General features: G+C 35.3%; 25 protein-coding genes. 12 read left to right on the forward strand and 13 right to left on the reverse strand.

Going from position 1 to position 26,105, the window contains the following annotated elements; genetic code table 11:
* Positions 1-34: 34 nt before the first annotated feature.
* The 8 genes from B6A10_RS02725 to miaB form a co-directional block, all read right to left on the reverse strand.
* Positions 35-310, reverse strand: coding sequence for a co-chaperone GroES (locus B6A10_RS02725; protein WP_026712295.1), 276 nt, complete (start codon positions 308-310; stop codon positions 35-37).
* A gap of 144 nt (positions 311-454) precedes the next feature.
* Entirely contained in the window at positions 455-793 is a 339-nt protein-coding gene (gene secG / locus B6A10_RS02730) for a preprotein translocase subunit SecG (RefSeq protein WP_026712294.1), read from the reverse strand.
* Positions 794-799: 6 nt separating this feature from the next.
* On the reverse strand, positions 800-1,633 hold the full coding sequence (locus B6A10_RS02735; protein ID WP_188219623.1) for a tetratricopeptide repeat protein: 834 nt from the start codon (positions 1,631-1,633) through the stop codon (positions 800-802).
* Positions 1,634-1,711: 78 nt separating this feature from the next.
* Positions 1,712-2,215 (reverse strand): LptE family protein, encoded by a 504-nt coding sequence (locus tag B6A10_RS02740; protein ID WP_026712292.1) that lies wholly within the window; start codon positions 2,213-2,215, stop codon positions 1,712-1,714.
* A 92-nt stretch (positions 2,216-2,307) separates the two neighbouring features.
* Complete coding sequence (locus tag B6A10_RS02745) at positions 2,308-3,561, reverse strand: sigma-54 interaction domain-containing protein (RefSeq protein WP_188219624.1); 1,254 nt, start codon at positions 3,559-3,561, stop codon at positions 2,308-2,310.
* A gap of 55 nt (positions 3,562-3,616) precedes the next feature.
* The gene (locus B6A10_RS02750; RefSeq protein WP_238929353.1) at positions 3,617-3,763 is read right to left on the reverse strand and encodes a hypothetical protein; all 147 of its coding nucleotides are present in this window, start codon (positions 3,761-3,763) and stop codon (positions 3,617-3,619) included.
* A 46-nt stretch (positions 3,764-3,809) separates the two neighbouring features.
* Positions 3,810-4,181, reverse strand: a complete 372-nt coding sequence (locus tag B6A10_RS02755; RefSeq protein ID WP_188219626.1) for a GxxExxY protein — start codon at positions 4,179-4,181, stop codon at positions 3,810-3,812.
* Between the two features lie 78 nt (positions 4,182-4,259).
* Positions 4,260-5,705 (reverse strand): tRNA (N6-isopentenyl adenosine(37)-C2)-methylthiotransferase MiaB, encoded by a 1,446-nt coding sequence (gene miaB / locus B6A10_RS02760; RefSeq protein WP_188219627.1) that lies wholly within the window; start codon positions 5,703-5,705, stop codon positions 4,260-4,262.
* Between the two features lie 299 nt (positions 5,706-6,004).
* Between miaB and topA the strand changes: the two genes are divergently transcribed.
* The 7 genes from topA to B6A10_RS02795 all read left to right on the forward strand — a co-directional run bounded on the left by topA (position 6,005) and on the right by B6A10_RS02795 (position 15,916).
* A complete protein-coding gene (topA, locus tag B6A10_RS02765; RefSeq protein ID WP_188219628.1) occupies positions 6,005-8,506 on the forward strand; it encodes a type I DNA topoisomerase in 2,502 nt (833 codons plus the stop codon).
* Between the two features lie 52 nt (positions 8,507-8,558).
* Positions 8,559-9,713 carry a formimidoylglutamase gene (locus B6A10_RS02770; protein WP_188219669.1) on the forward strand — a complete coding sequence of 385 codons (1,155 nt, stop codon included), beginning with the start codon at positions 8,559-8,561 and terminating at the stop codon, positions 9,711-9,713.
* A gap of 259 nt (positions 9,714-9,972) precedes the next feature.
* The gene (porK, locus tag B6A10_RS02775) at positions 9,973-11,394 is read left to right on the forward strand and encodes a T9SS ring complex lipoprotein PorK/GldK (protein ID WP_188219629.1); all 1,422 of its coding nucleotides are present in this window, start codon (positions 9,973-9,975) and stop codon (positions 11,392-11,394) included.
* 66 nt (positions 11,395-11,460) lie between these two features.
* Positions 11,461-12,111 (forward strand): type IX secretion system motor protein PorL/GldL, encoded by a 651-nt coding sequence (gene porL, locus B6A10_RS02780; RefSeq protein WP_026712285.1) that lies wholly within the window; start codon positions 11,461-11,463, stop codon positions 12,109-12,111.
* Positions 12,112-12,166: 55 nt separating this feature from the next.
* Positions 12,167-13,705, forward strand: coding sequence for a type IX secretion system motor protein PorM/GldM (gene porM / locus B6A10_RS02785; RefSeq protein ID WP_055093802.1), 1,539 nt, complete (start codon positions 12,167-12,169; stop codon positions 13,703-13,705).
* Between the two features lie 48 nt (positions 13,706-13,753).
* Entirely contained in the window at positions 13,754-14,647 is an 894-nt protein-coding gene (gene porN / locus B6A10_RS02790; RefSeq protein WP_055093803.1) for a type IX secretion system ring subunit PorN/GldN, read from the forward strand.
* A gap of 219 nt (positions 14,648-14,866) precedes the next feature.
* Positions 14,867-15,916 (forward strand): NAD(P)/FAD-dependent oxidoreductase, encoded by a 1,050-nt coding sequence (locus B6A10_RS02795; protein ID WP_188219630.1) that lies wholly within the window; start codon positions 14,867-14,869, stop codon positions 15,914-15,916.
* Between the two features lies 1 nt (position 15,917).
* Here the strand turns inward: B6A10_RS02795 and B6A10_RS02800 are convergent, their stop codons facing one another.
* Positions 15,918-16,298 (reverse strand): DUF983 domain-containing protein, encoded by a 381-nt coding sequence (locus B6A10_RS02800; protein ID WP_188219631.1) that lies wholly within the window; start codon positions 16,296-16,298, stop codon positions 15,918-15,920.
* 65 nt (positions 16,299-16,363) lie between these two features.
* Here B6A10_RS02800 and B6A10_RS02805 point away from each other — a divergent pair, with 65 nt between their 5' ends.
* Positions 16,364-18,271: an ABC-F family ATP-binding cassette domain-containing protein gene (locus tag B6A10_RS02805; RefSeq protein WP_188219632.1), complete on the forward strand. Its 1,908-nt coding sequence runs from the start codon at positions 16,364-16,366 to the stop codon at positions 18,269-18,271.
* Positions 18,272-18,440: 169 nt separating this feature from the next.
* Positions 18,441-18,839 carry a hypothetical protein gene (locus B6A10_RS02810; RefSeq protein WP_188219633.1) on the forward strand — a complete coding sequence of 133 codons (399 nt, stop codon included), beginning with the start codon at positions 18,441-18,443 and terminating at the stop codon, positions 18,837-18,839.
* A 160-nt stretch (positions 18,840-18,999) separates the two neighbouring features.
* On the opposite strand, the gene B6A10_RS02815 is transcribed toward B6A10_RS02810, so the two are convergent.
* Positions 19,000-19,965, reverse strand: coding sequence for an App1 family protein (locus tag B6A10_RS02815; RefSeq protein ID WP_055093810.1), 966 nt, complete (start codon positions 19,963-19,965; stop codon positions 19,000-19,002).
* Between the two features lie 63 nt (positions 19,966-20,028).
* Here B6A10_RS02815 and B6A10_RS02820 point away from each other — a divergent pair, with 63 nt between their 5' ends.
* On the forward strand, positions 20,029-20,907 hold the full coding sequence (locus B6A10_RS02820; protein ID WP_188219634.1) for a diacylglycerol/lipid kinase family protein: 879 nt from the start codon (positions 20,029-20,031) through the stop codon (positions 20,905-20,907).
* On the opposite strand, the gene B6A10_RS02825 is transcribed toward B6A10_RS02820, so the two are convergent.
* The gene (locus B6A10_RS02825) at positions 20,904-22,058 is read right to left on the reverse strand and encodes a peptidogalycan biosysnthesis protein (RefSeq protein WP_055093814.1); all 1,155 of its coding nucleotides are present in this window, start codon (positions 22,056-22,058) and stop codon (positions 20,904-20,906) included. The genes B6A10_RS02820 and B6A10_RS02825 overlap by 4 nt on opposite strands.
* Positions 22,059-22,154: 96 nt before the next feature.
* Here B6A10_RS02825 and B6A10_RS02830 point away from each other — a divergent pair, with 96 nt between their 5' ends.
* Positions 22,155-22,433 carry a 4a-hydroxytetrahydrobiopterin dehydratase gene (locus B6A10_RS02830; protein ID WP_026712276.1) on the forward strand — a complete coding sequence of 93 codons (279 nt, stop codon included), beginning with the start codon at positions 22,155-22,157 and terminating at the stop codon, positions 22,431-22,433.
* Between the two features lie 37 nt (positions 22,434-22,470).
* Here B6A10_RS02830 and B6A10_RS02835 read toward each other — a convergent pair whose 3' ends face one another.
* Complete coding sequence (locus B6A10_RS02835) at positions 22,471-22,956, reverse strand: DUF1761 domain-containing protein (protein WP_055093817.1); 486 nt, start codon at positions 22,954-22,956, stop codon at positions 22,471-22,473.
* A gap of 185 nt (positions 22,957-23,141) precedes the next feature.
* On the opposite strand from B6A10_RS02835, the gene B6A10_RS02840 reads away from it, so the two are divergent.
* A complete protein-coding gene (locus B6A10_RS02840) occupies positions 23,142-23,999 on the forward strand; it encodes a leucine-rich repeat domain-containing protein (protein WP_055093818.1) in 858 nt (285 codons plus the stop codon).
* A gap of 173 nt (positions 24,000-24,172) precedes the next feature.
* Here B6A10_RS02840 and nagB read toward each other — a convergent pair whose 3' ends face one another.
* Positions 24,173-26,101, reverse strand: a complete 1,929-nt coding sequence (gene nagB, locus B6A10_RS02845) for a glucosamine-6-phosphate deaminase (protein WP_055093820.1) — start codon at positions 26,099-26,101, stop codon at positions 24,173-24,175.
* Positions 26,102-26,105 lie beyond the last annotated feature (4 nt).

Genomic DNA, 26,105 nt, shown 5'->3' on the forward strand with positions numbered 1-26,105 from the left:
TGAATACTTTGTACTTAATTCTTAATACTCTTTTTTAGATTATTGCCAGAATATCGTCTTCTCTCATAATCAAATAATCGGTTCCTTCTAATTTTAATTCGGTTCCTGCATATTTTCCGTAAAGCACAGTGTCTCCCACTTTTACGGTCATTTCATGATCTTTTGTGCCATTTCCTACGGCTACAACAGTTCCTTTTTGTGGTTTTTCTTTGGCAGTATCTGGAATAAAAATCCCTGACGCTGTCTTAGTTTCGGCTGCAACTGGTTCAATCAGAACACGGTCTGAAAGTGGTTTAATGTTTAATGTCATGATTTTTTATGTTTTATTATTAAATTAAAATTTGCTTTTTGCTATTCAGAAATTATGCCAGTCAAATTTTACTGCCATTTTTTCTTATGAAAAATGCCAGCTTTGACAGGCTGGCATTTTTTTATGTGCATTCAAATAAATGAATTATTTTGCAGGAGCAGGAGTTGCTGGTGCAGCTGGCTGACTAGCAGCAGGAGTTGCAGGAACCGCAGCTTCCGTATTGTCAATAATTTTAGAATTGGTGTCGCTAACAGCTCCGGTGAAGCTTAAGCTTGATAAGATAATCAAGGCGATTAAAACGATAGCTAAAGTCCAGGTACTCTTATCTAAAAAGTCAGTCGTTTTTTGTACACCACCCAGCATTTGAGAACCACCGATTGAAGATGATAAACCACCACCTTTAGGGTTTTGAACCATGATTACTACAATTAGTAGAAAACAAACTATAGTGATTAAAACTAAAAAAATTGAAAATGTGCTCATTATTACTTAATTATTGTTTTGTTGTAAAATCTTAATATCCGCTATGCGGTCTGCAAAGAAACTACTTTTTTCTGGATATTTCAAAATTAATATTTCATAAGCTTGAATTGCTTTTTGATATTTTTTTTGTTCCAAATAGACCTTGGCTAAAGTTTCGGTCATTAGCGAAGTAGTGTCGTCTTTATTAATGTCTATACTAAAGTTTGACGCAGTTCCCGGTTTGATTGACGGAATCTTTGGGTTGTTCTGAATAAATTTATCAATAATTGCTTCTTTTTTCTTTTTCGAATCCTCTTCAGGACTTGAAGAAATAGCGTTTTCTTTTATTTCTGATTCCCGAACAATTGGTTGGATTCTGGAAAGTTGCAGCCATTCCTGGAAAGAATGGGTTTCATTTTTAGAAAATTCCAAAGGTTTTCCCAATTCCAGTTTTTCCTCTGTGGTTTGGGAAATAGTTTCTTCTTCAACAGTGCTGTTTAGTAATTCAAAATTTGAAATTGTTTCTTCAATTTCTTTTTTAGCAATTACTTCTATGCTGTCGATGACTTTTATGGAAAGTAATTCACTTTTTTTCTTTTCAAATAATTCTTTTTGAATCGCATTGAAATCCTCTGAACTGATAAAATCAAATAAAACAGCTCTGTCAGTAGTATGTGCCGCTGTAACTTTTAAAGCCGAATTGTACTTAAAACTATTTTCATTGTAGAGCCCTTTAAGGCGCAAAGCTCTGGCACTTTGAAAATATGGAAACTCCTCCAATACATTTTCTAAAGCAAGGGTTTGCTTGTCGGTAATTGTATTCGGATGATTAATTAAATAAGTAAAATCGCCTACGTTCATTGTTTTTTTGTTTAATCGTGGAACCGTTTATTTGTTAATCGATTAAACAGATAAACGGTTAATCAAATAAACTTCAATTTACCATTTTGCCAAAGATTCATTGAAAATATCCTGAGTGATTCGGTCAAAAATTTCTTTTAATGCGGTGTCTAAAACAGCGCCTTGTAATTGTGTGGTTGCCGGATAATCGTAATAAAACTCGAATGGTTTTTCAAAATCGTCTGTTTCTTTGTTTTTATTAAAAAATCGGACATTGATTCTTATTTTTAATCGGTTTTGTGCTGCCTGCTGATCGGCAGTAGCAGTCATCGGGCTGATTCGATAATCTACAATTTCTCCTTCGTAAGTTAAGTCGGCACCATTTTTAACCAAATTCAAATTGGTTTGATTTTGAAGAATATCCTGTAAGGCAAGGGTGAATTTTCTGTCGAGTCCTGGTTCAACTAAATCGGCATTATTTGCAAAAAAATTCACTTGAAAGGTTTTGGCATCAATTTTTCCGGTTCCGGTAAAATTGTAAATCCCACAACTGCTCAACATAAAGAGACTAATTAAAGCAAAAAAAGAAAGTGTTTTTTTCATATTGTTTATTGGCAAAATTCCAAACCTGAAATTTCGGTATTAAATTCCAATTGAGTCCAAATATAATAATTGGAATTTAAGTTTTTATTTTTTTACAAGTCGAATTGTTTGATTTTTCTATAAAGCGTTCTTTCTGAAATTCCTAATTCGTCAGCTGCCGCTTTTCTTTTTCCTTTGTTTTTTTCTAATGATTTTTTAATCATTTCGATTTCCTTTTGCTCCAAACGTAAAACTTCTTCCTCTTCGATCGTTTCGGCAAAAAGATAATTGTCATCAGGATTGCTGTAATTTTCGGTGTGCGTTGGCGTCACAACCGCAGTTACAGGCTGCTCTTCAAATTCAATTTCACTGTCTTCTTTAGAGCCATATATTTTCTGAATCAAATTCGGATTGATGTCCTGAGCTTTGGCAGCGCCACTTTTCATGAGTTCCAAAGTGAGTTTTTTTAAATCATTCAAATCACTTTTCATGTCAAAAAGTACTTTGTATAAAATGTCCCTTTCCGTACTAAAATCGCTTTCGCTTTTACTACTGTTAATTACTGAAGGTAAATTACTGCCTTCAGTAGGAGGTAAATAGGATTGTAGCGTAGCGCCGGAAATATCACGATTGGTTTCTAAGACAGAAATTTGTTCGGCTACATTTCGCAACTGACGGATATTTCCGCTCCAACGGTATTTTTGCAATAATTGAACAGCGCCTTCATCTAGTTTTAGCGGAGGCATTTTGTATTTATGCGCAAAATCAGCAGCAAATTTTCGAAACAATAAATGAATGTCATCTTTGCGGTCTCTCAATGGAGGTAAGGCAATTTCTACCGTGCTTAAACGATAATATAGATCCTCACGAAATTTCCCTTTTTCGATAGCGTTGAACAAATTAACATTTGTTGCAGCTACAATTCTCACATCCGTTTTTTGAACCTGAGAAGAACCTACTTTAAGAAACTCACCGTTTTCTAAAATACGAAGTAAACGAACCTGAGTTGTCAGAGGTAATTCACCTACTTCATCCAGAAAAATAGTTCCGCCATTGGCAACTTCAAAATAACCTTCACGAGTGCTGGTGGCTCCGGTAAAAGCACCTTTTTCGTGTCCAAAAAGTTCACTGTCTATAGTTCCTTCCGGAATGGCTCCACAGTTTACGGCAATGTATTTACCGTGTTTTCGGTGTGAAAGCGAATGGATGATTTTAGGAATATTTTCTTTACCTACACCACTTTCTCCGGTTACCAATACCGAAATATCAGTAGGAGCAACCTGAATAGCTTTTTCTATGGCGCGATTGAGCTTTGGGTCATTCCCAATAATCTCAAAGCGTTGTTTTATGTTTTGAACTGTTTCCATGTTTTCTTTGCGAGGCACGAAGCAATCTCATTATTGTTAAACGTATATCCGCAGTTTATTCTTTATCGTTTGTCAAAGTGTCTTTGATAGTATGGTTGTTTTCAACTCTGTGTTTTGGAAAATACGTTCTGATTACAAAGAATGTTACTCCAAAACCAAGTATGAATGTTGCTATTGCTATGATTAATTGTCTTCTGGTCATTTTTGTATTCATTAACCACAAATTACACAAATTTTCACAAATTATATTAAATAACTAAACGTTTGTGGGTTAGTGACTTGTTTTGAAAATTCACGATAATTCCAATTTGTGAATCTGCAAGTTTAATATAGTTAAGTGTTTGTGCTATATGTTCGTTGTTGATTTCTTTAACGGTTTTTATTTCTAAAATTATTTCATCATATACAATAAAGTCTGCATAAAATTTATGAGGAAGTATATTTCCTTTGTAATTAATTGTGAATTCTTTTTCTCTTTCAAAAGGGATATTGTTTTTTCTGAATTCTATTTCTAATGCATCTTTATATACTATTTCTAACAAACCCGGGCCTAAAATCCGATGAACTTCCATGCAAATACCAATAATTTGATAATTTTCTTTTTGCTTGTAAAGTTCCATTGTCTTTTAGTTTTAGTTTGTCCAGAAAGGTAGAAAGTTTAATTTGTGATAATTTGTGTAATTTGTGGCTAAACAAACCTAATTCATGTCACTTAAACCAACCGCTTCACCAATTAAAGTTCCACTGGTACAAGAAGTAATTTTTACATTCACAAAATCACCGATTTGATAGTTTTCTTTCGGGAAAACAACTGTCATATTTTGTGAATTTCTTCCTGAAAATTCATTTGCTGATTTTTTTGAAATTTTGTCAACTAAAACTTCAACTGTCTTTCCAATAAATTCCTGACATGTTATTAAAGAGTGTTTTTGCTGTAAGTCTACAATTTCCTGAAGACGTCTTAGTTTTGTTTCTTCAGGAACATCATCTTCCATTTTTCTCTCGGCTAAAGTTCCAGGTCTTTCGGAATAAGCAAACATATATCCGAAGTTGTATTTTACATATTCCATTAAGCTTAAGGTATCCTGATGATCTTCTTCCGTTTCTGTTGGAAAACCGGTAATCATATCTTGTGTAATGGCACAACCAGGAATGATATTGTATATTTTGTCAACTAATTGCATGTATTCCTCACGGGTATGCAAACGGTTCATTTCTTTCAAAATACGGTCGCTTCCGGACTGAACTGGTAAGTGAATGTGTTTGCAAATATTAGGATATTTAGCAATTACGTGTAAAACGCTTTCGTGCATATCCTGTGGATTGGAAGTCGAAAAACGAATTCTCATTTTCGGGAAAGCCTGCGCAGTCATTTCTAATAATTGGTCAAAATTTACGGCAGTCGCTTTTTGCATTTCAGAGGCTTTGTCAAAGTCTTTTTTCAGTCCACCGCCATACCATAAATAACTATCTACGTTTTGCCCCAGAAGAGTAACTTCTTTAAAGCCTTTTTCGTATAAATCCTGAATTTCAGCCATGATGCTTTGAGGTTCACGACTTCTTTCGCGACCTCTTGTGAAAGGAACTACACAAAAAGTACACATATTATCGCAACCACGGGTGATCGAAACCAAAGCGGTAATTCCGTTGCTCATTAATCGAACAGGTGAAATATCACCATAAGTTTCTTCTTTAGATAAGATAACGTTAATGGCATCGCGACCTTCTTCTACTTCAGTTAAAAGATTTGGTAAATCTTTATATGCATCCGGCCCTACAACCAAGTCAACGATTTTTTCCTGTTCTAAAAACTGACTTTTCAAACGTTCGGCCATACAGCCTAAAACACCCACTTTCATTTTGGTGTTTTTACGTTTTACAGCATTGTATTTTTCCAAACGTTTACGGATGGTTTGTTCTGCTTTATCTCTGATGGAGCAGGTGTTTACCAAAACCAAGTCGGCTTCTTCCAAAACTTGTGTGGTGTTATATCCGTTAGTGGATAAAATGGAGGCAACAATTTCGCTATCCGAAAAATTCATTGCGCAACCATAACTTTCTATATAAAGTTTTTTATTGTTTTCAGGTTTGTTTTCCAAGACAAGACTTTCGCCTTGTTTGCTCTCTTCTATAATCTTTTCCATTCTAAGTTGTTTCAGAGTACAAAGATAAGTGAAATCAAATAGATATGACAAGATGTCAGATGAAGAATTAACAGTATTTTTTGATTTTGTTTTTGGATTGTTTTTAGGGGATGGAATTTGGATAAAGTTGGTTGGAAATGTTTGTGTACTATTATAATTAAGGAGAAGAATTTGTAATAAATGAAAGGAAAAAGGAAACTTATTCTCTGATGAGCATTGCGTCAAATCTTTTCAAAAAAAAATGCGAAAGTCTTTGTATTTAAAAAAAATAGATACTTTTGTCTGAGAAAAATTAAGCAATGGCAAAGAATTTAGTAATAGTTGAGTCACCTGCAAAGGCGAAAACGATAGAGAAATTTTTAGGAAGTGATTTCCAGGTGGAGTCAAGTTACGGGCATATTGCCGACTTGCCTTCTAAGGAAATAGGAGTAGATGTGGAACAGGGATTTAAACCCAAATATGAAGTTTCTCCTGATAAAAAAGCCTTGGTTAGTAAACTGAAAACCTTGTCTAAAAATGCCGAAACGGTTTGGTTAGCAAGTGATGAGGACCGCGAGGGAGAGGCCATTTCTTGGCACTTAGCGGAAGAATTAAAATTAGATAAAAAGAAAACCAAAAGAATTGTTTTTCATGAGATTACCAAAAATGCTATTTTAAAAGCAATTGATAATCCGCGTGAGATTGATTATAATTTAGTAAATGCGCAGCAGGCACGTCGAGTATTGGATCGCTTGGTGGGTTACGAATTGTCGCCGGTTTTATGGCGTAAAATCAAAGGCGGATTGTCGGCTGGTCGTGTACAGTCGGTTTCTGTTCGTTTGATTGTAGAACGTGAACGCGAAATTCAGGATTTTAAAGCCGTTGCTACTTATTCGGTTGTCGCCGAATTTACTAATGAAGCCGGAAAAGCTTTTAAAGCCAAATTGCCTAAAAACTTTACTACTAAAAAAGAAGCCGAAGATTTTTTGAATAAAAATATCGGTTCTGCTTATAAGGTTTCCGATTTAGAAACGAAACCAACCAAAAAATCCCCAACAGCACCTTTTACCACTTCTACTTTACAGCAGGAAGCGGCTCGTAAATTGTATTTGCCGGTTGGGATTACGATGCAGTTAGCACAACGTTTGTATGAGGCGGGGTTGATTACTTATATGAGAACGGATAGTGTGAACCTGTCTAAAGAAGCGATGGATGCAGCTCAGGCTGAAATCATAAAATCTTATGGTAAGGAGTTTTCGAATCCAAGAACTTTTGCCAATAAAAATAAAGGAGCTCAGGAAGCTCACGAGGCGATTCGTCCTACTGATATGTCCCGCCATTCGGTTGATATTGACAGAGATCAGGCGCGTTTGTATGATTTAATTTGGAAACGAACTTTAGCTTCGCAAATGAGTGATGCGAAGTTAGAGCGTACCAATGTTAAAATTGCTGCGAATAATCACAATGAATTATTCACTGCTTCGGGAGAAGTATTGCTTTTTGAAGGTTTCTTAAAAGTGTATTTGGAAGGACATGATGACGATGAGGAAGAACAGGAAGGAATGTTGCCAGCCTTGAAAGTGAATGAAAATTTGCAAAATAATTATATAACTGCAACTGAGCGTTATTCACGCCCCGCTGCAAGATATACCGAAGCTTCTTTGGTTAAAAAGTTAGAAGAATTAGGAATTGGTCGTCCTTCGACTTATGCACCAACAATTTCTACAATTATTAACAGAAATTATGTAGAAAAAGGAAATTTGGATGGTCAGGAGCGTAATTATACCCAATTGACTTTGCAATCCGGAAAAGTTGGGGAGAAATTGTTGAAGGAAAATACCGGTTCTGATAAAGGAAAATTAGTGCCAACAGATATTGGAACTATTGTAACCGACTTTTTGGTGAAAAATTTTGGAAACATCCTTGATTATAATTTCACGGCAAAAGTAGAACAGGATTTTGACGAAATTGCCGAAGGAAATATCGAGTGGGCGAAGATGATGCAGGAGTTTTACGATCAATTTCATCCTACGGTAAAAGATGTGGAAGCAAATGCCGACAGAGAAAGCGGAGAGCGAATTTTAGGTGTTGATCCGGCAACAGGAAAACAGGTTTCGGTTCGTTTAGGGAAATTTGGACCAATGGCTCAAATTGGTGATGCGGAAGATGAGGATAAGAAATTTGCCAGTTTGATGAAAGAGCAAAATATTGGAAACATCACACTGGAAGAAGCTTTGAATTTATTCTTGTTGCCAAAAGCTTTAGGAACTTATAAAAATGAAGAAGTAGAGGTGAATAACGGGCGTTTTGGTCCTTATGTGCGTCATGGAAGTGTTTTTATTTCTTTGCCAAAAGGCGAAGATCCATTGGCGGTTACTAAAGAAAGAGCACAGGAATTAATTGATGAAAAAATAAAAGCCGACGCTCCAATTGCTACTTATAAAGGTGAACCGGTTCAAAAAGGAACGGGGCGTTTCGGACCATTTATCAAATGGGATGGCATTTTTATCAATGTGAGTAAGAAATATGATTTTGATAATTTGTCACAGGATGATATTGAAACCCTGATTGAGGAAAAAATCCAGAAGAATATTGATAAGGTCATTCATAATTGGGAAGAAGAAGGAATTGTTGTTGAAAAGGCCAGATGGGGACGTTCGGTGATTTTAAAAGGGAAAATTAAAATTGAACTGAGTAAAGATGTTGATGCTTCAAAATTAACATTGGCGGAAGTTCAGGAAATGATAGCTCAAAAGGCACCAGCCAAGAAAGCGCCAGCTAAAAAAACAGCTGCCAAAAAAACGACAACTAAAAAGAAATAAAACGTTTTTCCTTTTATTCTTGGGAAATAAATAAAGAGAATAAATAATTATGATGGGATTAGAATTTCTGGAGCCAATAAATGATGAAGTCTTAAAGATGTTAAAATCGTTAAGCTCTCAACAGTTCGGGAGTAAGGTGGTTTTTCATACCAAAGAAGAGTTTCCGGATTTGGATAAGGTAAAAATTGCCTTAATTGGAGTTTTGGAAAATCGCGGTAGTGATATCATAATAGATGAAGCTGAGGATTTATCGCTAATCCGAAAGGAGTTGTATCGTTTGTTTCCGGGAAACTGGGATGCTACAATTGCTGATTTGGGTGATATTTTGCCTGGAAATTCGAAAGAAGATACTTATTTTGCTTTGCGTAAAGTTGTCTCTGATTTGATTAAAAAAGGGATAATTCCGGTTGTTATTGGTGGTTCGCAGGATTTAACATATAGTCTTTATCGTGCTTATGACGAATTAGAGCAAATGGTGAATTTAGTTGCCATTGACAGTAAATTTGATTTTGGTAAAGAAGAAGAACTGATGTCTGCTAATTCCTATTTGAGTCAAATTATTGTTGATGAACCGAACAATCTGTTTAATTTTTGCAATATTGGTTACCAAACTTATTATAATTCTCAGGAAGAAATTGATTTGATCGAAAAACTGTTTTTTGATGGCTATCGTTTGGGTGAAGTTTCTAATAATATTGCTATTGCCGAACCGGTTTTTAGGGATGCCGATATTGTGAGTATGGATTTAACAGCTGTGAAATCATCCGATTCGGGTAATTTCTTTTCATTTGAGCCTAATGGTTTTAACGGAAAAGAGATTTGTGCCTTAGCCCGTTATGCAGGAATTAGCGATAAGGTTTCTGTTTTTGGTATTTTTAATCATTATAATTCTAGTAAGGAATCGGTTTTAATTGCTCAGATTTTATGGTATTTTATAGAAGGGTTTCATTATCGCTCTAAGGAATATCCTTTTGGAAGTCGTGAAAATTACATCAAATACAGCGTTCCTATTGAAGAAGAGACTTTGGTGTTTTATAAAAGTGATAAAACGGATCGCTGGTGGATAGAAATACCTTTTGTTGCTAATGGGAACAATAAATTAAAGCGAAATACGTTGTTACCATGTTCCTATGAAGAATATTTGGGGGCCTGTAATCAGGAATTACCGGAAAGATGGTGGAAAGCGCAAAGAAAAAATGTGTTATAACTGCGTTTTTTTATAAATAAAAAGAGTTAATTTGTTAATTTCTTTCTCTATATTTTTGTAATCTAAAGCTTATTTTTATTAAAAAAACATGTTTTTAATCGTGTTTTTGTGCTTTTTATCGATAAAATATTTTTTTTATAATTTATTTAACTCTACATTTGGGTGTGTGTTTAATAAGAAGAAAAAAATATTGTTTTATTGCTAAATAATAAATAGGTTTACAAACGAAAAAAGTAAAGAATATATAACCCGAATTTGTATGAAGAAGTTCATTACGTTTATGACAATTTTGTCACTTTTAGCAAGCTGTGGAAAATCAAGTGATAAAGGCGAGTTGGTCGGTGTTAAAGGAGCTAAATGGCATCCGGAAAAACCGTATGGAATGGCTTTAGTTCCCGGAGGTGCTTTTATTATGGGAAAAGCAGATGAAGATGTTGCCGGAGTTCAGGATGCTCAAACTAAAACTGTAACGGTGCGTTCTTTCTATATGGATGAAACTGAGATTACAAATAGTGAGTACCGCCAGTTTGTAGAATGGGTTAAGGATTCTACTATTCGTATGAAATTAGCTATTTTGGCTGATGAAACCGGAACAAAACCAGGAGGTGATGGTAAAGGGAAAGGAAAAAATGCAGGAAGTATTGGTGATTTTGCCTTTAATGATGCTGATCCTGAGAAAATGACGGCTTATGATAAATATATGTACGACAACTATTATAGTATTGGTACAGCCGAAGATCCTTATGCAGGAAGAAAATTAAACAGAAAAGTAAAATTAATCAAGGATCCAAAATTATATCCTGATGAATATTATACAGAGGTTATGGATTCGATGTATATTCCAATCGAGGAAGCGTACAACGGATTGCGTACGATTGATGTTGAAAAATTGAAATTCCGTTATTCCTGGATGGATATCCAAGCTGCTGCTAAAGCAAAAGTTGGAAAAAGAAAAGATTTTATCAGAAATGAAGAAGTGAAAGTGTATCCGGATACTACAGTTTGGATTAAAGACTTCTCTTATTCTTACAACGAACCAATGCACAACGATTATTTTTGGCATAAAGCCTATGGAGATTATCCGGTTGTGGGGGTAAAATGGACTCAGGCAAAAGCTTTTTGTGCGTGGAGAACGTTAAACAAAAATACTTATATCAAATCTAAAAAATCTGGTCGTGATTTAATTAACTCATTCCGATTGCCAACTGAGGCAGAATGGGAATATGCAGCCAGAGGCGGACTGGAATCAGCGACTTATCCTTGGGGAGGACCTTACACGAAAAGTGACAGAGGTTGTTTCTTAGCAAATTTCAAACCTAACCGTGGAGATTATGCTGCTGATCAGGCTTTATACACTGTTGAAGCCAAATCATACGAGCCAAATGGTTATAACCTTTACAATATGGCCGGAAATGTTTCGGAGTGGACAGACTCTTCTTATGATCCAAATGCTTATGAATATGTATCTACAATGAACCCAAATGTTTTAGATGCATCAAATAAACGAAAAGTGGTAAGAGGTGGTTCCTGGAAAGATGTTGCTTATTTTCTTCAGGTAAGTACCAGAGATTATGAATATGCCGATTCTGCCAGAAGTTATATTGGTTTCAGAACTGTTCAGGATTACATGGGAGTACAAACAACTGCCAACGGAACAGGAAGAGCTAATAGAGGAAGATAAAAAAGACCCTTAAATAAATTAACAAATAAAAAAACCTACACTAACTATTAAAAAAACTTAAAGATTATGGCATTATTAGGTAAAAAAGCAATGAATTTTGCGTACGGAATGGGAGCGGCAGTTGTAATTGTTGGAGCTCTTTTTAAAATTACCCACTTTGAAATCGGACCTTTAACAGGTACTTTGATGTTGTCTATTGGATTATTGACAGAGGCTTTCATCTTTGCACTTTCAGCATTCGAACCGGTAGAAAATGAATTAGACTGGACGTTGGTTTATCCGGAATTAGCTAATGGAACTCCAAACGCTAACAGAAAACCAAAAGCGGAATCAGCTTCAGAAGCTCAGGGATTATTATCTCAAAAATTAGATACGATGTTGAAAGAAGCTAAAATTGATGGTGAATTAATGGCAAGCTTAGGAAATAGCATCAAAAACTTCGAATCGGCTGCTAAAGGGATTGCTCCTGCTGCTGACGGAATTGCTGCTACTAAAAAATATAGTGATGAATTGTCTATGGCTGCAGCCCAAATGGAAGCTTTAAACAGTTTATATAAAGTTCAATTAGAAAGTGCTTCAAGAAATGCAGAAGCTAACAAAGAAATTGCTGAAAATGCAGCTAAATTGAAAGAGCAAATGCAATCGATGACAGCTAACATTTCTTCATTGAACAATGTTTACGGAGGTATGCTTTCTGCAATGAGTAATAAAGGATAATAATTAAGTTCGAAGAGATTATAAAAAAAACTACCCCAACTAATTATTAGAAAATATGGCAGGAGGAAAACTAACCCCTAGACAGAAGATGATTAACCTGATGTATTTGGTTTTCATCGCTATGTTGGCAATGAATGTTTCGAAAGAAGTAATATCAGGTTTTGGATTGATGAACGAAAAATTTGAAAGTTCGAATGCAAGTTCAAAACAAACCAATGATCAAATGTTAACTGCTTTGGATACTAAAGCAGCTGAGGCTAAAGGAGAGTTTGCTGTGGCAGCTCAAACCGCTCATAAAGTTAAAACTATTACGGATAATTTTTATAACTATATCAATACCTTAAAGGAGCAGGCAACTAAAGGTTATGAAGTAAATCCGGAAACAGGAAAACTACCATACGAAGATATGGATAAAGGTGATAATGTTGATGACTGGTTTACCGGAGAAGGGTATTCTAAAAAAGGTAAAGAAATTGTTGCTACTATTGAGCAATATAAAGCAGATATTAAATCGACTTTAGGAACAGAGAAAAAATATTCGACAATCATCAATGAAGTTGAAGAAAAATTCAATCTTGCTGATGTAAAAAACAAAGAAGGTTTAAAGGATAAATATTTATCATATCATTTTAAAGGATTTCCGGCTATCGCTACAGTGGCAAAATTGTCGGCCTGGCAAAATGATATTAACAAAGTAGAATCGGATGTGTATAGCATCGCTTTAGGAAAAGCTGCGGTTGCAGCGGCATCTTACAGTAATTACCAAGCGATTGTGGTTTTGGATAAAAATGCTTATTTCCAAGGAGAACAAGTTACCGGTAAAGTAGTTTTAGGTCGATATGACGAAAATACAAAACCAACAGGTTTTCAAGGACCGGGTAAAATCGTAAACGGACAAGCTGTTATCTCTTTAACAGCTGGTGGTATTGGAGAGCAAACAATCGGAGGTCAATTTACATTTACGGAAGACGGAAAAACAATTCCTTTGAAATTCTCAGGAAAATATGTAGTAGTTCCTAAACCAAATTCAGCTACTATTTCTGCTGATAAAATGAATGTAGTGTACAGAGGAGTTTCTAATCCAATTTCTGTTTCATTTGCAGGAATTTCAGATAAAGATGTTTCAGTTTCTGCTCCGGGATTATCTAAAGTAGGAAACGGAAAATATGTGATGAGTCCGCAAGGAGGAAATGAAGTGACTATTAATGTTTCAGGTAAATTACCAAACGGACAAACGGTTTCAGATAGAAAAGTGTTCCGTATTAAAGGAATTCCTGGACCAACAGGTACTATCAGAGGAGAAATGGGTGTGGTAAAAGGGCCTAAATCGAACCTTGAAATTGCAACTATTGGAGCAAAATTAGTAGATTTCGACTTTGATGTTAATCTGGATGTTGTAGGATTTAATTTAAAAGTTACCGGACAACCAACTGTGGTGGTACAAGGAGACAGATTGAATGCACAATGTAAATCAGTTCTTTCTAAAGCAGGAAGAGGAGATCAGGTAACGATTTCTGAAATCAAAACAAAATTAGTTGGAGCAGGTAATTATTTATTGCCTAGAACAGCACCGGTTATTTTTGAAATTCAATAATAAAAACATTTTACCCAGAAGTTTACATCGATTCTTATTAATGATACTATGAAGAATATGAGAAATTTTTTGATACTGGCAATCGCTTTAATTGGAGGAGTAGCTTCTTATGCTCAGTCTAATTTGTTGAATGCTAAAATTCCGGAGGAAATAGGACTTAAAACTCCTGCTCAACTTATTTCAGACAATGACAAACCATTAGCTTATGGTTATGTTCATGACAGAGATGTATTGATGGGTAGAATGGTATGGGAAATTATTGACTTGAGTGAGAAAATTAATTTTCCACTTTATTTTCCTATTGATACTGCGAATATCGGTTCTGACAGACGTTCATTGTATGATGTTTTGACCAGAGCGATAAAAAGCGGCGAAATCACAGAAGTGTATTCGGATAGTTATTTTAATACGAAGAAAACGTATAAAGACATTCAGGCTTCTTTAAGCCGTATTGATACTACTGATGCAGGTAGAGAGCAAATTAATGCCGGTCAAAGAGTTTCTGATGAATATATTTTGCGTTCTGATTTAACAGCTCAGGATGTTACGCAATACAAAATCAAAGGTTTCTGGTATTTTGATAAACGTCAAAGCGAATTAAAATATCGTTTGCTGGCTATTTGTCCTGTGACACCTGATGTGTACACGATGAATAGTGATGAGAAAGATTATATCGAATTATTCTGGATATTCTTCCCGGATGCCCGTGAAGTGTTGCACGAAGCGAAAGCTTTTAATGAAAAAAATTCTGCAATGCCTATTTCCTTCGATCAGATTCTTAATTCCAGACGTTTTAATAGTGTCATATACAGAGAAGAAAATGTATATGGCGACAGGGAAATTCAGGAATATATGAAAGACAATGCCCAAAGCCAGTTATTGGAAGCAGAGCGTGTTAAGGAAAAAATTCGTGATTTCGAATCCGATATGTGGAATTACTAGTAGTGACACAAATAAAATTTATAAAAACTCTTACCGGCATGGTAGGAGTTTTTTGTTTACAAGATATTTTGATATTATCTTTTGCTTAGCTTTATCGTATTGGGATTATAATTATTGATACAGTTTGATTTAATCCTAAAGATATAATTTGCGAATTTGCGGTAAATTTCCCCAAAGTCTGGCTGGCTTTTTTCTATTTTTGTACTTTATTCAAATTGTATGATTGATTATCTGATTGTAGGTTGTGGATTGGCCGGAATTTCGTTTTCTGAAATTGCTTTGGCTAATCAAAAAAGTATTTTGGTGGTAAATGATGAATCTCAGAATTCTTCTAAAATAGCCGGAGGCTTATACAATCCGGTTATTTTAAAGCGTTTTAGTGAAGTTTGGCAGGCAAAAGCGCAATTGGAGCTAATGAACGTCTTTTATACTAATTTGGAACAAAAAATAGCCGTTAAAGTCGATTTTAAAAAACCTATTCTTCGCAAATTTTTTTCCATTGAAGAACAAAATAATTGGTTTGCTGCTTCGGATAAACCTGCTTTAGCACCATTTTTATCAACAACTATTATCACCAAAAAATACGCCGGTATCGATTCTCCTTTTAATTATGGCGAAGTATTGCATACCGGTTATGTGGATACAGCGTCTTTATTGGAGCAGTATAAAAATTATCTTCTGGCTGAAAAGCTGTTGCAGCAGGAAACTTTCGATTATGATGCCCTGGAAGTTTTAGGAAACAGTATTCGATACAAAAATGTCGAAGCCAGGCATATCATCTTCGCGGAAGGTTTTGGTATGCACGCGAATCCTTTTTTCAAACATTTGCCCTTAGACGGAACCAAAGGAGAGCTTTTCATTATCAAAGCCCCCGATTTAGATTTGGATGTCATTGTAAATACCTCCGTTTTTATTCTTCCTTTGGGGAGCGATTTGTATAAAGTAGGTGCAACTTACAATTGGAAAGACAAAACCGATTTGCCTACCGAAGAAGGAAAACAGGAATTAGTTGATCGAATCAAAGAAATTATTAATTGTGAATTCGAAATTGTCTCTCATTTTGCCGGAGTGCGCCCCACTGTTCGTGATCGACGACCAATTGTTGGTACGCACCCTGATAGCGGCTCGATTCATGTTTTAAATGGTTTAGGAACCAGAGGCGTGATGTTAGGACCGGCAATGGCTAAAGCCTTATATGAAAATATCGAAAAAGGAATTCCTTTGGATAAAGAAATTGATATACTTCGTTTTCAAAAGCGAAAAAAATAATTTATGCTTTGAAATTGGTGTCGTAATGCACGAACATGTTGATGTAGATATTTCTGGACCACCTCAGTACCATTGGGCCTAAAATAATAAGTGTGGCAACAATAGCTATGAAAGATGTTTTCATAGAAGCTCCGCAAAATACATAAGAAATGATAAAAGCGGCTATTCCAATAGCCACATTTACGCCATAGCTTACATACATGGCGCCGTAAAAAAACGAAGGTTCAATTTGATAGGTTAGACCACAATGCGAACATTTTTCATGCATTTTTAAAACATTAGACAGATGGTAGGGATTTTTGTCCAAATACATGCTTTCGTTTTGACATTTCGGGCAAGTTCCTGTTAAAATACTATTTAGTTTGGATCCTTTTTTTAACATTTGCAAAAATTTTTATCAAAGGTACATTTTTTAGGAAATTACCATTGTAACATTAGTCACAAAATATGCTTAATATACACAATTTATCGGTTTCATTTGGAGGTACTTATTTATTTGAAGAAGTTACATTTCGTTTAGGCGCCGGAGACAGAGTCGGTTTGGTTGGGAAAAATGGTGCAGGAAAGTCCACCATGCTTAAAATGTTAGCCGGAGATTTTGCTCCGGACTCGGGAGTGATTTCTCAGGAGAAAGATATCAAAATGGGATTCTTGCGTCAGGATATAGATTTTGAAAGAGGAAGAACTGTTCTCGAAGAAGCTTATGAAGCTTTTACCGAAATCAAAATTGTAGAGAAAAAGCTGGAAGAAATCAATCATCAATTGGTTACCAGAACCGATTATGAAAGTGAAGAATATTCCAAAATCATTGAAGATCTTTCTGATTATACCCATCGTTTTGATTTATTAGGAGGTTATAATTATGTAGGAGATACTGAGAAAATTCTTTTAGGATTAGGTTTCAAAAGAGAGGTTTTCAATAATCAAACGGAGACTTTTTCGGGCGGATGGCGTATGCGTATCGAGTTGGCTAAATTATTATTGCAAAATAATGATGTCCTATTACTGGATGAGCCTACCAACCACTTGGATATCGAAAGTATTATTTGGCTGGAGAACTTCCTGCGCAATTATCCTGGAGTTGTGGTGATTGTTTCGCACGATAAAATGTTTTTGGATAATGTGACGAACAGAACTATCGAAATTTCACTAGGAAAGGCTTACGATTTCAACAAACCGTATTCGCAATATTTGGTATTGCGTCAGGAACTTCGTGAAAAGCAATTGGCAACACAAAAAAACCAAGCCAAAAAAATTGAAGAAACTCAAAAACTGATTGACAGATTCCGTTATAGTGCTACCAAATCTTCGATGGCACAATCACTTATTAAAAAACTGGATAAAGTAGAGCGAATTGAAGTCGATGAAGACGATAATTCGGTGATGAATATTTCGTTTCCGGTTTCAAAAGAACCTGGAAAAGTGGTTATTGAAGCCGAAAATGTAACCAAAGCGTATGGTGATAAAACCATATTAAAAGATATTTCGCTGTTAGTGGAACGTGGAAGTAAGATTGCTTTTGTAGGACAAAATGGTCAGGGAAAATCGACTTTTATTAAAGCTTTGGTAAACGAATTTGATTATGACGGAACCATTAAATTAGGGCATAATGTACAGTTGGGTTATTTTGCCCAAAATCAGGCGGAATATTTGGACGGAGAAATTACCTTGTTACAAACCATGGAAGATGCCGCTACCGACACCAATCGTTCCAAAGTGCGTGATATGTTAGGTTCGTTCTTATTCCGTGGCGATGATGTAGAGAAAAAGGTAAAAGTGCTTTCAGGTGGTGAAAGAAACCGTTTGGCTTTATGTAAATTGTTGTTGCAGCCGATCAATGTTTTGCTAATGGATGAGCCTACCAACCACTTGGATATTAAGTCTAAAAATGTGTTGAAAGCCGCTTTGCAGAAATTTGGTGGAACTTTATTGCTGGTTTCACACGACAGGGATTTTCTTCAGGGAATGTCTAACATTGTTTACGAATTTAAAGACCAAAAAATAAAAGAATATTTAGGAGATATCAACTTTTTTCTGGAACAGCGCAATATGGAAAATATGCGTGAGGTAGAGAAAAAAGAAGTGGTGAAAACCGCAGCTCCTAAAGAGAATAAGAAAGTATCTTACGAAGACCAAAAAAAAGGCAAAACGTTACAAAACCGTTTGAGTAAAATTGAAAGCCAGATCAGTCAGTTGGAAAAAGACATCCAAAACGACGATAAAATGTTGGCTTCAAATTATGACAAGCACATTGAAGATGCTGCTTTCTTTAAGGCTTACAACAAAAAGAAAGAAGATTTAGATCAATTATTAATCGATTGGGAATTGGTTCAGGAAGAGATTGATAATTTGTAAATTTCTAAAAATATAATAAAATAAAAGCGTTTAGTATTGGACAAATACTAAACGCTTTTTTAATTGTATATATTTTAAATTATTTACATCAAGAAAAATAAAAATAGTTTTACAAATTGTTTTTGTTTAAATTGCTGTTGATTTTGGATAAACTTTAAAAAGATTAGTGATGAAAAAAATTATGATTATATTTTTAATTGGTATCTCAGCTTGTAAGTCAATGCAGAAGTTGAGAACCTCATCAGAAAATAGCGTTGTTTCAATTGCAAAAAATCCAAATTATAAAGAATTCAGATACTTTAAGGGAGATACTTTAAAGTATTTGTTAATAAATTTCAATACAAAAAACCAGAATTATTATATAGGTAAGCCTTTAAATGTACTCTTAAATGATTTAGAATTACCTATCAATTATTATCTTTTTACTTCTTTACCTAGAAATGTGAATTTAATTCCTGCCTTAGGGTTTAGCCCATACAATAGAAATCAGGTAAACAAAAAAAATATTAAAAAAAGAAAATCCTTTATTATTTTATGTTACATGGGAAACACCATTGCCATCAGGTAGAAGTAATGAACTATTAAGAAAAAATAATGGTAATTGGACAGCTGAAGAAAAAAAATATTATAATGAATTTATAATTAAAGAAATTACAGTGTCTAATTATTAGGGATTTGAGTTAAAGTTTCGTGGATTAAAATTTAGTAGAACTTAATGATTTTACGGTTTATTCAATCAACCCAATTTTCTTAGAATGCGCTATGGCTTCTTTACTTTTCTTAAAATAACAAACTTCAACTGAAAGACTTTCTAAGTTTTGAAGTGTTTTAATCACTTTGTTTTTTTTCTCTTTGGCAGTTTGTCGGATATAAATAGCCTGAATCGTCAACGGGAAAATTTTAGCAATAGCCTCGTATAAAAATGGATCTTCCTGTGAATCATCTCCTATAAGAACATATTTTAGATTAGGATAAAATTCCAAAATATGTTTGATTTTTTCAAATTTATGATTGTGTCCGCCGCGGCCAGTCCAGAAAAACTGCGACAAACTGGTTTTAATATCTTTTAGTAATAAAACCGCTTTGGGCAATTGGTGAATTTCGGTAAATTTTACAATAAAACGGTAGAGGTTCCATTCACTGCTGGAAACATAAAAAAAGGTATTCAGCTCCTTGTGGTCTTCACGACCGGACTGGCTCAAAGCCTGATAATGCACTGTTACATCATCGAAAATTTTACGTCGGTTAACGTTTCTAAACAAAAGATGATACAACTTTCTTAAGGGATTTAAAGTATAAGAAACCAAAAAAGTGTCATCAATATCCGAAATGATGCCTAAATGATCCACTTTGGGGCGAATGTAGCATTCCTGAGCTGCTATTGTTTTTCCTTGGTAATTCAAACTTACCTCATATTCCACCCAGCCGTAATCGTCCTGATTTAACGGAATACAGAATTTAAAATAGCCGTCATTTAAGGTTCGGGTGTGAATGGTATTTTGGTGGTGTTTTAAATAAATATCAGCATTTGCCCAGGTTTTCATGCGGTACATCCCGATAATGGAACTCGCATTTTTAAAGTTTTTATCCTGAAAATCGTATTCTACTTTTTTGGTTGGCAAAAAAACATGTCCCATTACAATCAATTCCTGCTCATTGGCATAACCCCGATACAATTTTATAATAGGTTTCATAGGTAGATTTTCTTTTGTAGCGTATTCTAAATTTAACTAATTTTAAAATAAATATGAAGTAAAATGCTCAAAAATAATGTGATACTGGTGGTGAATCCTGTTTCCGGCGGGATTGATAAAGCGGCTTTAATAGAGCAGGTGTCGCATTATGCCCGTTTTTTAAAGCTTACGTTGTATTGTTATGAAACTTCCGGAATCAATGATTTGCAGGCAATTCGGGAATTTTATGCTTTGCATCGTCCGGAAAGAGTTCTAATTGCCGGTGGTGATGGAACCATTAAATTGGTTGCCGAAGCACTGGAAGACAAAGAAGTGGTTTTTGGAATTTTGCCGGTGGGCTCTTCTAACGGTTTGGCTACCGATTTGGGGTTGATGTTGTCTGAAGAAGAATATATTGCTATTGCTTTTCAAAATCATCACGTAAGTATCGATTATATTACCATTAACGACCGAATGTGTTTGCATTTGAGTGATTTGGGTTTGAATGCCGAATTGATTAAAAATTACGATAAGAGCGCGATAAGAGGTAAATTAGGTTATGCTTTACAGGTTTTTAATACTTTATGGCATGCCGAAAAATCGTTTTTAGTGCGCATTAAAACCAATCAGGAGTTGATAGAAACCAGAGCGCGAATGCTAGTAATTGCGAATTCTCAAAAATACGGTACCGGAGTAACAATTAATCCTATCGGAATTATGAGTGATGGGAAATTAGAATTGGTTATTTTGAAGCGAATCACGTTTTATATTTTTTGCAAAATTGTGATGGGAAAAATTCAAACTATTATGCAGGACGTTGTCATTATTTCAACGGATAAAGCACAAATTTCAATTGACCGTCCGGTAAGTTTTCAAATTGACGGCGAATTTTGTGGAAAAGAAAGCAATCTTGATGTTCGCATTTCTTCCAAAAAATTAAAAATTGCGGTCGCTCGGGTTTAATTTTCTTTAAAAGGATTTCTTTCCTGCCATTCCAGTTTGGGTTCAAAATAATGAAAAGTTTTGGCAACAAATAAATTTAAAAACGGATTGTTGTGCCGGATGAGTCCATACATATCCACTGCTTTTGCACCTACCGAACTTTTGATTTCTAAGGCTGTTCGGGCAAAAATAATTCGCTTGTATTTTTTGTTTACCGAATAGCCAATCATGTCGTACAACATGTTTAAATACAACAGGGTTTCTTTTTGGTACTTTTCGTCATAACCCAAAAAATAAGTGTCAATATCCACTCCGTTTTTAATCAGGGTATTGAAGCCAATTAATTCGTTGTTGTGAAAATAGCCGTAAAAAAGAAAGTGATCTTTTAGGTTCTTTTTGAAAATTTCAAAATGATTCTCGCCCAGATAAAAGGTGTTGAAGGGTGCTTTTTGAGCTACATTCATATAGAGTTCGTGAATGCGTTCCTGATGTTTTTGAATCTCTTCCAGACTCATCTTTTGTTTGTGTAATCCGGAAGCTTTTTTTCGGGCTCTTTTGTAGTGATCTCTGTATTTTTTGTTCAAATTCGCCAAATAATCGTCAAAACTATGCCAGGAATCCCGAATGTCAAAAATCATATTGGGTTGAGTTGAAAAACGATAAAAGGAACTGAATTCCGGAAGCTCAAAATGTTGAATTTGGCTTCCCGAAAAATCTTTGAAAATAGTCAAATGAGGTTGTTTTCCTTGTTTTTGATAGTAATGTTCTAAAGCATTTGTTGCTTTTTTTAATACGCTTAAGGCTGTTTTTTTGGAAATATGTTTATTGAATGCAATTCCATTTTGTCCTGTAAGCATATTGTTGCCAATGATTAAAACTCTGGAGCCAAATCTTTTGAAAACAAAATTTCTGATTTTAGTTCGCAAACAATGGTCTCTTTCGCCAAAAGAAGGAATCTGACTTAAATCTAAAAATTGTGAAACGGCAATGCCAATGAGTTCTTTTTGATGGAATAAAGCAATAAACCGACAGCTCATATTTTCAGGAGCAGCCGTTTCTAAGATTTTCAGGTAACTACGCGAAAGAAAAATATTTTTCCGGGCAAGATGATCCCATTCTTCAGGAAGATACTGAATCTTGTCGTATATTTTAAAAGAAAAGCCTGATTCCAAATTGGTAAGGGATTAATCGATAGCGAAGGTACTATTTTAACCGGAATAGCATGTTAAAAGAATCAAAATAACTAATTTTATATAAAAAGAAAAATTATGGAAACGTATAATGAACAAACAGCTGAATCTCTTTTGCAGGAATTGAAAAACTGGGTTTTTCTAAAAGACGGCATTGAGAAAAATTTTGAGTTTAAAAACTTTAATCAGGCACTGGCTTTTATGGTTCAGGTAGGTTTATTGGCTGAGAAACACAATCATCATCCTGAACTTTTTAATGTGTACAATAAAGTCACGCTCCGCTTGTCAACCCATGATGCTAATGGAGTAACGTTTAAAGATTTTGATTTGGCTAAGGCTATTGATAAATTGTCGTAAAAATGCCTCTCTTAAAATGATTAAGAGAGGCATTTTTTTATTGCCAGGCACAGATAATTCCACCCATAATCATAAAACAAACAGTCCAATAACCGCTGTTGATAAAAGTATATTTCCAACTTTTTCTTTCAAATAGAGCATTGGTAGCAATCATGGGGAACGCAAAGAAAAGCCCTGTTATAAAACCGTGTAAGGCACCGTGTTTGAAGGTTCGAAAAGCGGTTCCGTAATCGGCCATAAAGGCAGTGTAAGAAGGTTTGATATCCACTGCTCCGCCACCGCCAATCATGCTGTAAGCACCGGTTTGGTGAATGGTTAAAGACTGTAAAATCAGCGCAATTAAAAAAGCAAAGAAAACTGCCATGATAAAAATGGCCGCCATATTGGCTCCTTTCATTTTTTCTTCGGTTAATCCGGATTCTTTCATCCAGGCGGTACCGAAAACTTTTGGGTTGTACCAGATAAATCCAATTACTAATGTGGACAGGGCAGCTACAATAAGAGCTAAAAAGTTGATTTCCATGTTGTTTGGTTTTTGGTTAGAAATTCAAATATAACTAAAAAATAATTACAGCTTCGATTTCTTTTTTTTTTTTTTTGTAAGAATATTTGTTTGTAAAACAATTAAAAAATGCATTTCGTCGATTATTTTTGTATTTTAATCGAATTTTTTGTTATTTTTAATCCTGTAAATCAAATGTGGGAGTTATGAAAAATATTTTTACTTCATTCTTAATACTATTGACATCATTTTCTATGATGGCTAATGTGGCACTTTCGGACAAAGAAATTCTGGTAAAATTATATGAGGCTACTCATGGAGCTCAGTGGAAATTGAAATGGGATTTATCTCAGCCAATGACTTCCTGGGCAGGAGTGAAAGTGGTAAATAATCAGGTGGTTGCTTTGGATTTGCAGGATAATAATCTGGAAGGGCAAATTCCAAATGAATTAGGAGATTTGAAAAATTTGCAGGAGTTAAATCTGCATAAAAATCATCTTTCCGGAAGCATTCCGGCAAGTTTGGGGAATTTGACTGCATTGAGAGTTTTAGACTTATCATTCAATAGTTTATCAGAAACTATTCCGGCTTCCATTTGTGATCTGACGAATCTGAAAACGTTAGAATTGTACATGAACCGACTTACGGGTGAATTGCCTTCTGCGATTGGAAATTTGCAAAATCTGGAAACTTTAGCGGTTTTTAATAATGAAATTCAAGGCGAAATTCCGGCTTCATTTTATCAAATGAAAGCATTGAAAACGGTTTTGTTGAACAGTAATAAACTGAGCGGAACGGTAAGTATGGATATAGCTAATTTGACTGAATTGACAAATTTCAGTTTGTTTGAAAATAATTTTACCGGCCAGGTTCCATTGTCTATTGAAAACTTGAATAATTTAAAGGAAATGAATATTTCTTATAATAAATTCAGCGGATTGGTGAGTCGTAAACTGGCTATGCTGGACACGCTTAATATGACAATGATTAACGATAAAGGTGTGGCTTATTTAATGAATGTAGCTATTGACGTTGATAAAAGACCGATTGTGTCTGAGGAATAGAATAATTTTTTTTGGTTAGAAAATTGTTTTTTTATTGAGTTAGTTTTATAATAAGTTTAGTGTTTGAAAACCTGTGAAGGCACGTTCACAGGTTTTTTTGTTTTAAAAAAAGCTGTGAGAATTCATAAGAACTCGCACAGCTTTTTAAAAAAAAACTAAATAGGGGTATTAATTTAGAATTTCCACCTTACAAAGGCTTCCATAGCAGCGTAATTGGACAGACCAAGCTGGTCATACAATTCGGCTGTTTCTTTATTTCTGTCTTCGGCTCTTTGCCAAAACTCTCTGGCATCGGTTCCCTGAAAAACCACACCGTCTTTTTGAGATTGATGTTTGAAAATTCCGTGTCTTTTGGCTAAAACCTGATCCGGACTCATTGGTACGGCCATTTCAATTTCGTCCATTCCCCATTCCTGCCAGGCGCCTCTGTACAACCAAATCCAGCAGTCTTTCATGAAATCTTTATCTTTCAGGTTTTTAACAGCTTCAAAAATAGCGTCTAAGCAAACTTTGTGTGTTCCATGAGGATCAGCCAAATCTCCGGCGGCATAAATTTGGTGAGGTTTGATTTTTTCAATCAAGTCCATGGTTAATTGGATGTCAATCTTGCCTATTGGTTTCTTTTCGATCGTTCCGGTTTCGTAAAAAGGAAGGTTCATAAAATGGATTTGCTCGTCATTTAAACCTACAAAATGAGCCGTAGCACGTGCCTCTCCTTTTCGAATCAACCCTTTTAAGTAGCGGACTTCAGGAATGTCAATCTGGCTGTTTTTTTTGTTGTTTAAAAAGTCATGTGCTTTTTGGTAAATCGAATTTGCTTCCGGACTATTGATGTCAAATTTTTCATTGTAATCGCATACAAAGCGTGCAAAACGCTCGGCTTCGCTATCGGCAACTGCAATATTTCCGGAAGTTTGATAGGCTACATGAACTTCATGACCCTGTTCGTGCAGACGCATAAAAGTGCCTCCCATACTAATGATGTCGTCATCCGGATGTGGACTAAAAATAAGAACTCTTTTTTGAGCCGGCAGTGCGCGTTCCGGACGATTAGAATCTTCGGCATTGGGTTTTCCACCCGGCCATCCGGTAATGGTATGCTGTAATTTGTTGAAAATGGCAATATTGATGTTGTAGGCAGGACCTAAATCGGCCAGTAAATCGCTCATTCCGTTTTCGATATAATCAGCATCGGTAAGACGCAGAATAGGCTTTTTCAATTCTAAAGCCATTCCTAAAACCGCTTTTCGAGTTAACTTATCAGTCCAGACAATTTTTTCAACTAACCAGGGTTTGTTGATGCGGGTTAGTTTTGAAGCAGCTTCTTTGTCTAAAACAAAAACAGCATCGTTATGTTCCTGTAAAAATGAGGCAGGAACCTGATTGGTAACAGTTCCTTCGGCAGAGGCTTTTACAATATTGGATTTTCCTTCTCCCCAGGCTAAGAGAATGACTCTCTTGGCTTCCATGATTTTTTTTACGCCAAGGGTAATAGCAGTTCTCGGTGTATTGTTTAATCCTGAAAAATCTTTGCTGGCAGCGACTCTGGTGATGTGGTCTAAGGCAACTAGTCTGGTTTTGGAGTTTTGCAACGAACCTGATTCGTTAAATCCGATATGACCATTTCCTCCAATTCCGAGAATTTGTAAATCGATGCCGCCCAAGGCTTCAATTTTTTCTTCATATTGAGCGCAATATTCCTGAATGGCTTCTTTGGACAAAGTGCCGTCCGGAATATGATAATTTTCAGGTGAAATATCTACCTGATCGAGTAATAACTCTTTCATGAATCGGACATAACTATTGATGGAATCCGGTTCCATTGGGTAATATTCGTCCAGATTGAAAGTAATTACATTTTTAAAACTTAGTCCTTCTTCTTTGTGCATTCGCACCAGTTCCGCATACAATCCTTTTGGTGAAGAACCGGTAGCAAGCCCCAGTACACAGCTTTCGTTCAGCTCCTGTTTGGCTCTGATTAATGCTGCAATTTCATGCGCTACAGCTATAGAAGCTGTTTTTGAATTTTCAAAGACCACGGTATTGATGTTTTCGAATCTTTTTTCAAAACCGGTGGCTTTATCGATACTGCTTTTTATCATTGTG

This window comes from Flavobacterium pokkalii (genome assembly GCF_014596575.1).
Classification (GTDB): Bacteria; Bacteroidota; Bacteroidia; order Flavobacteriales; family Flavobacteriaceae; genus Flavobacterium; species Flavobacterium pokkalii.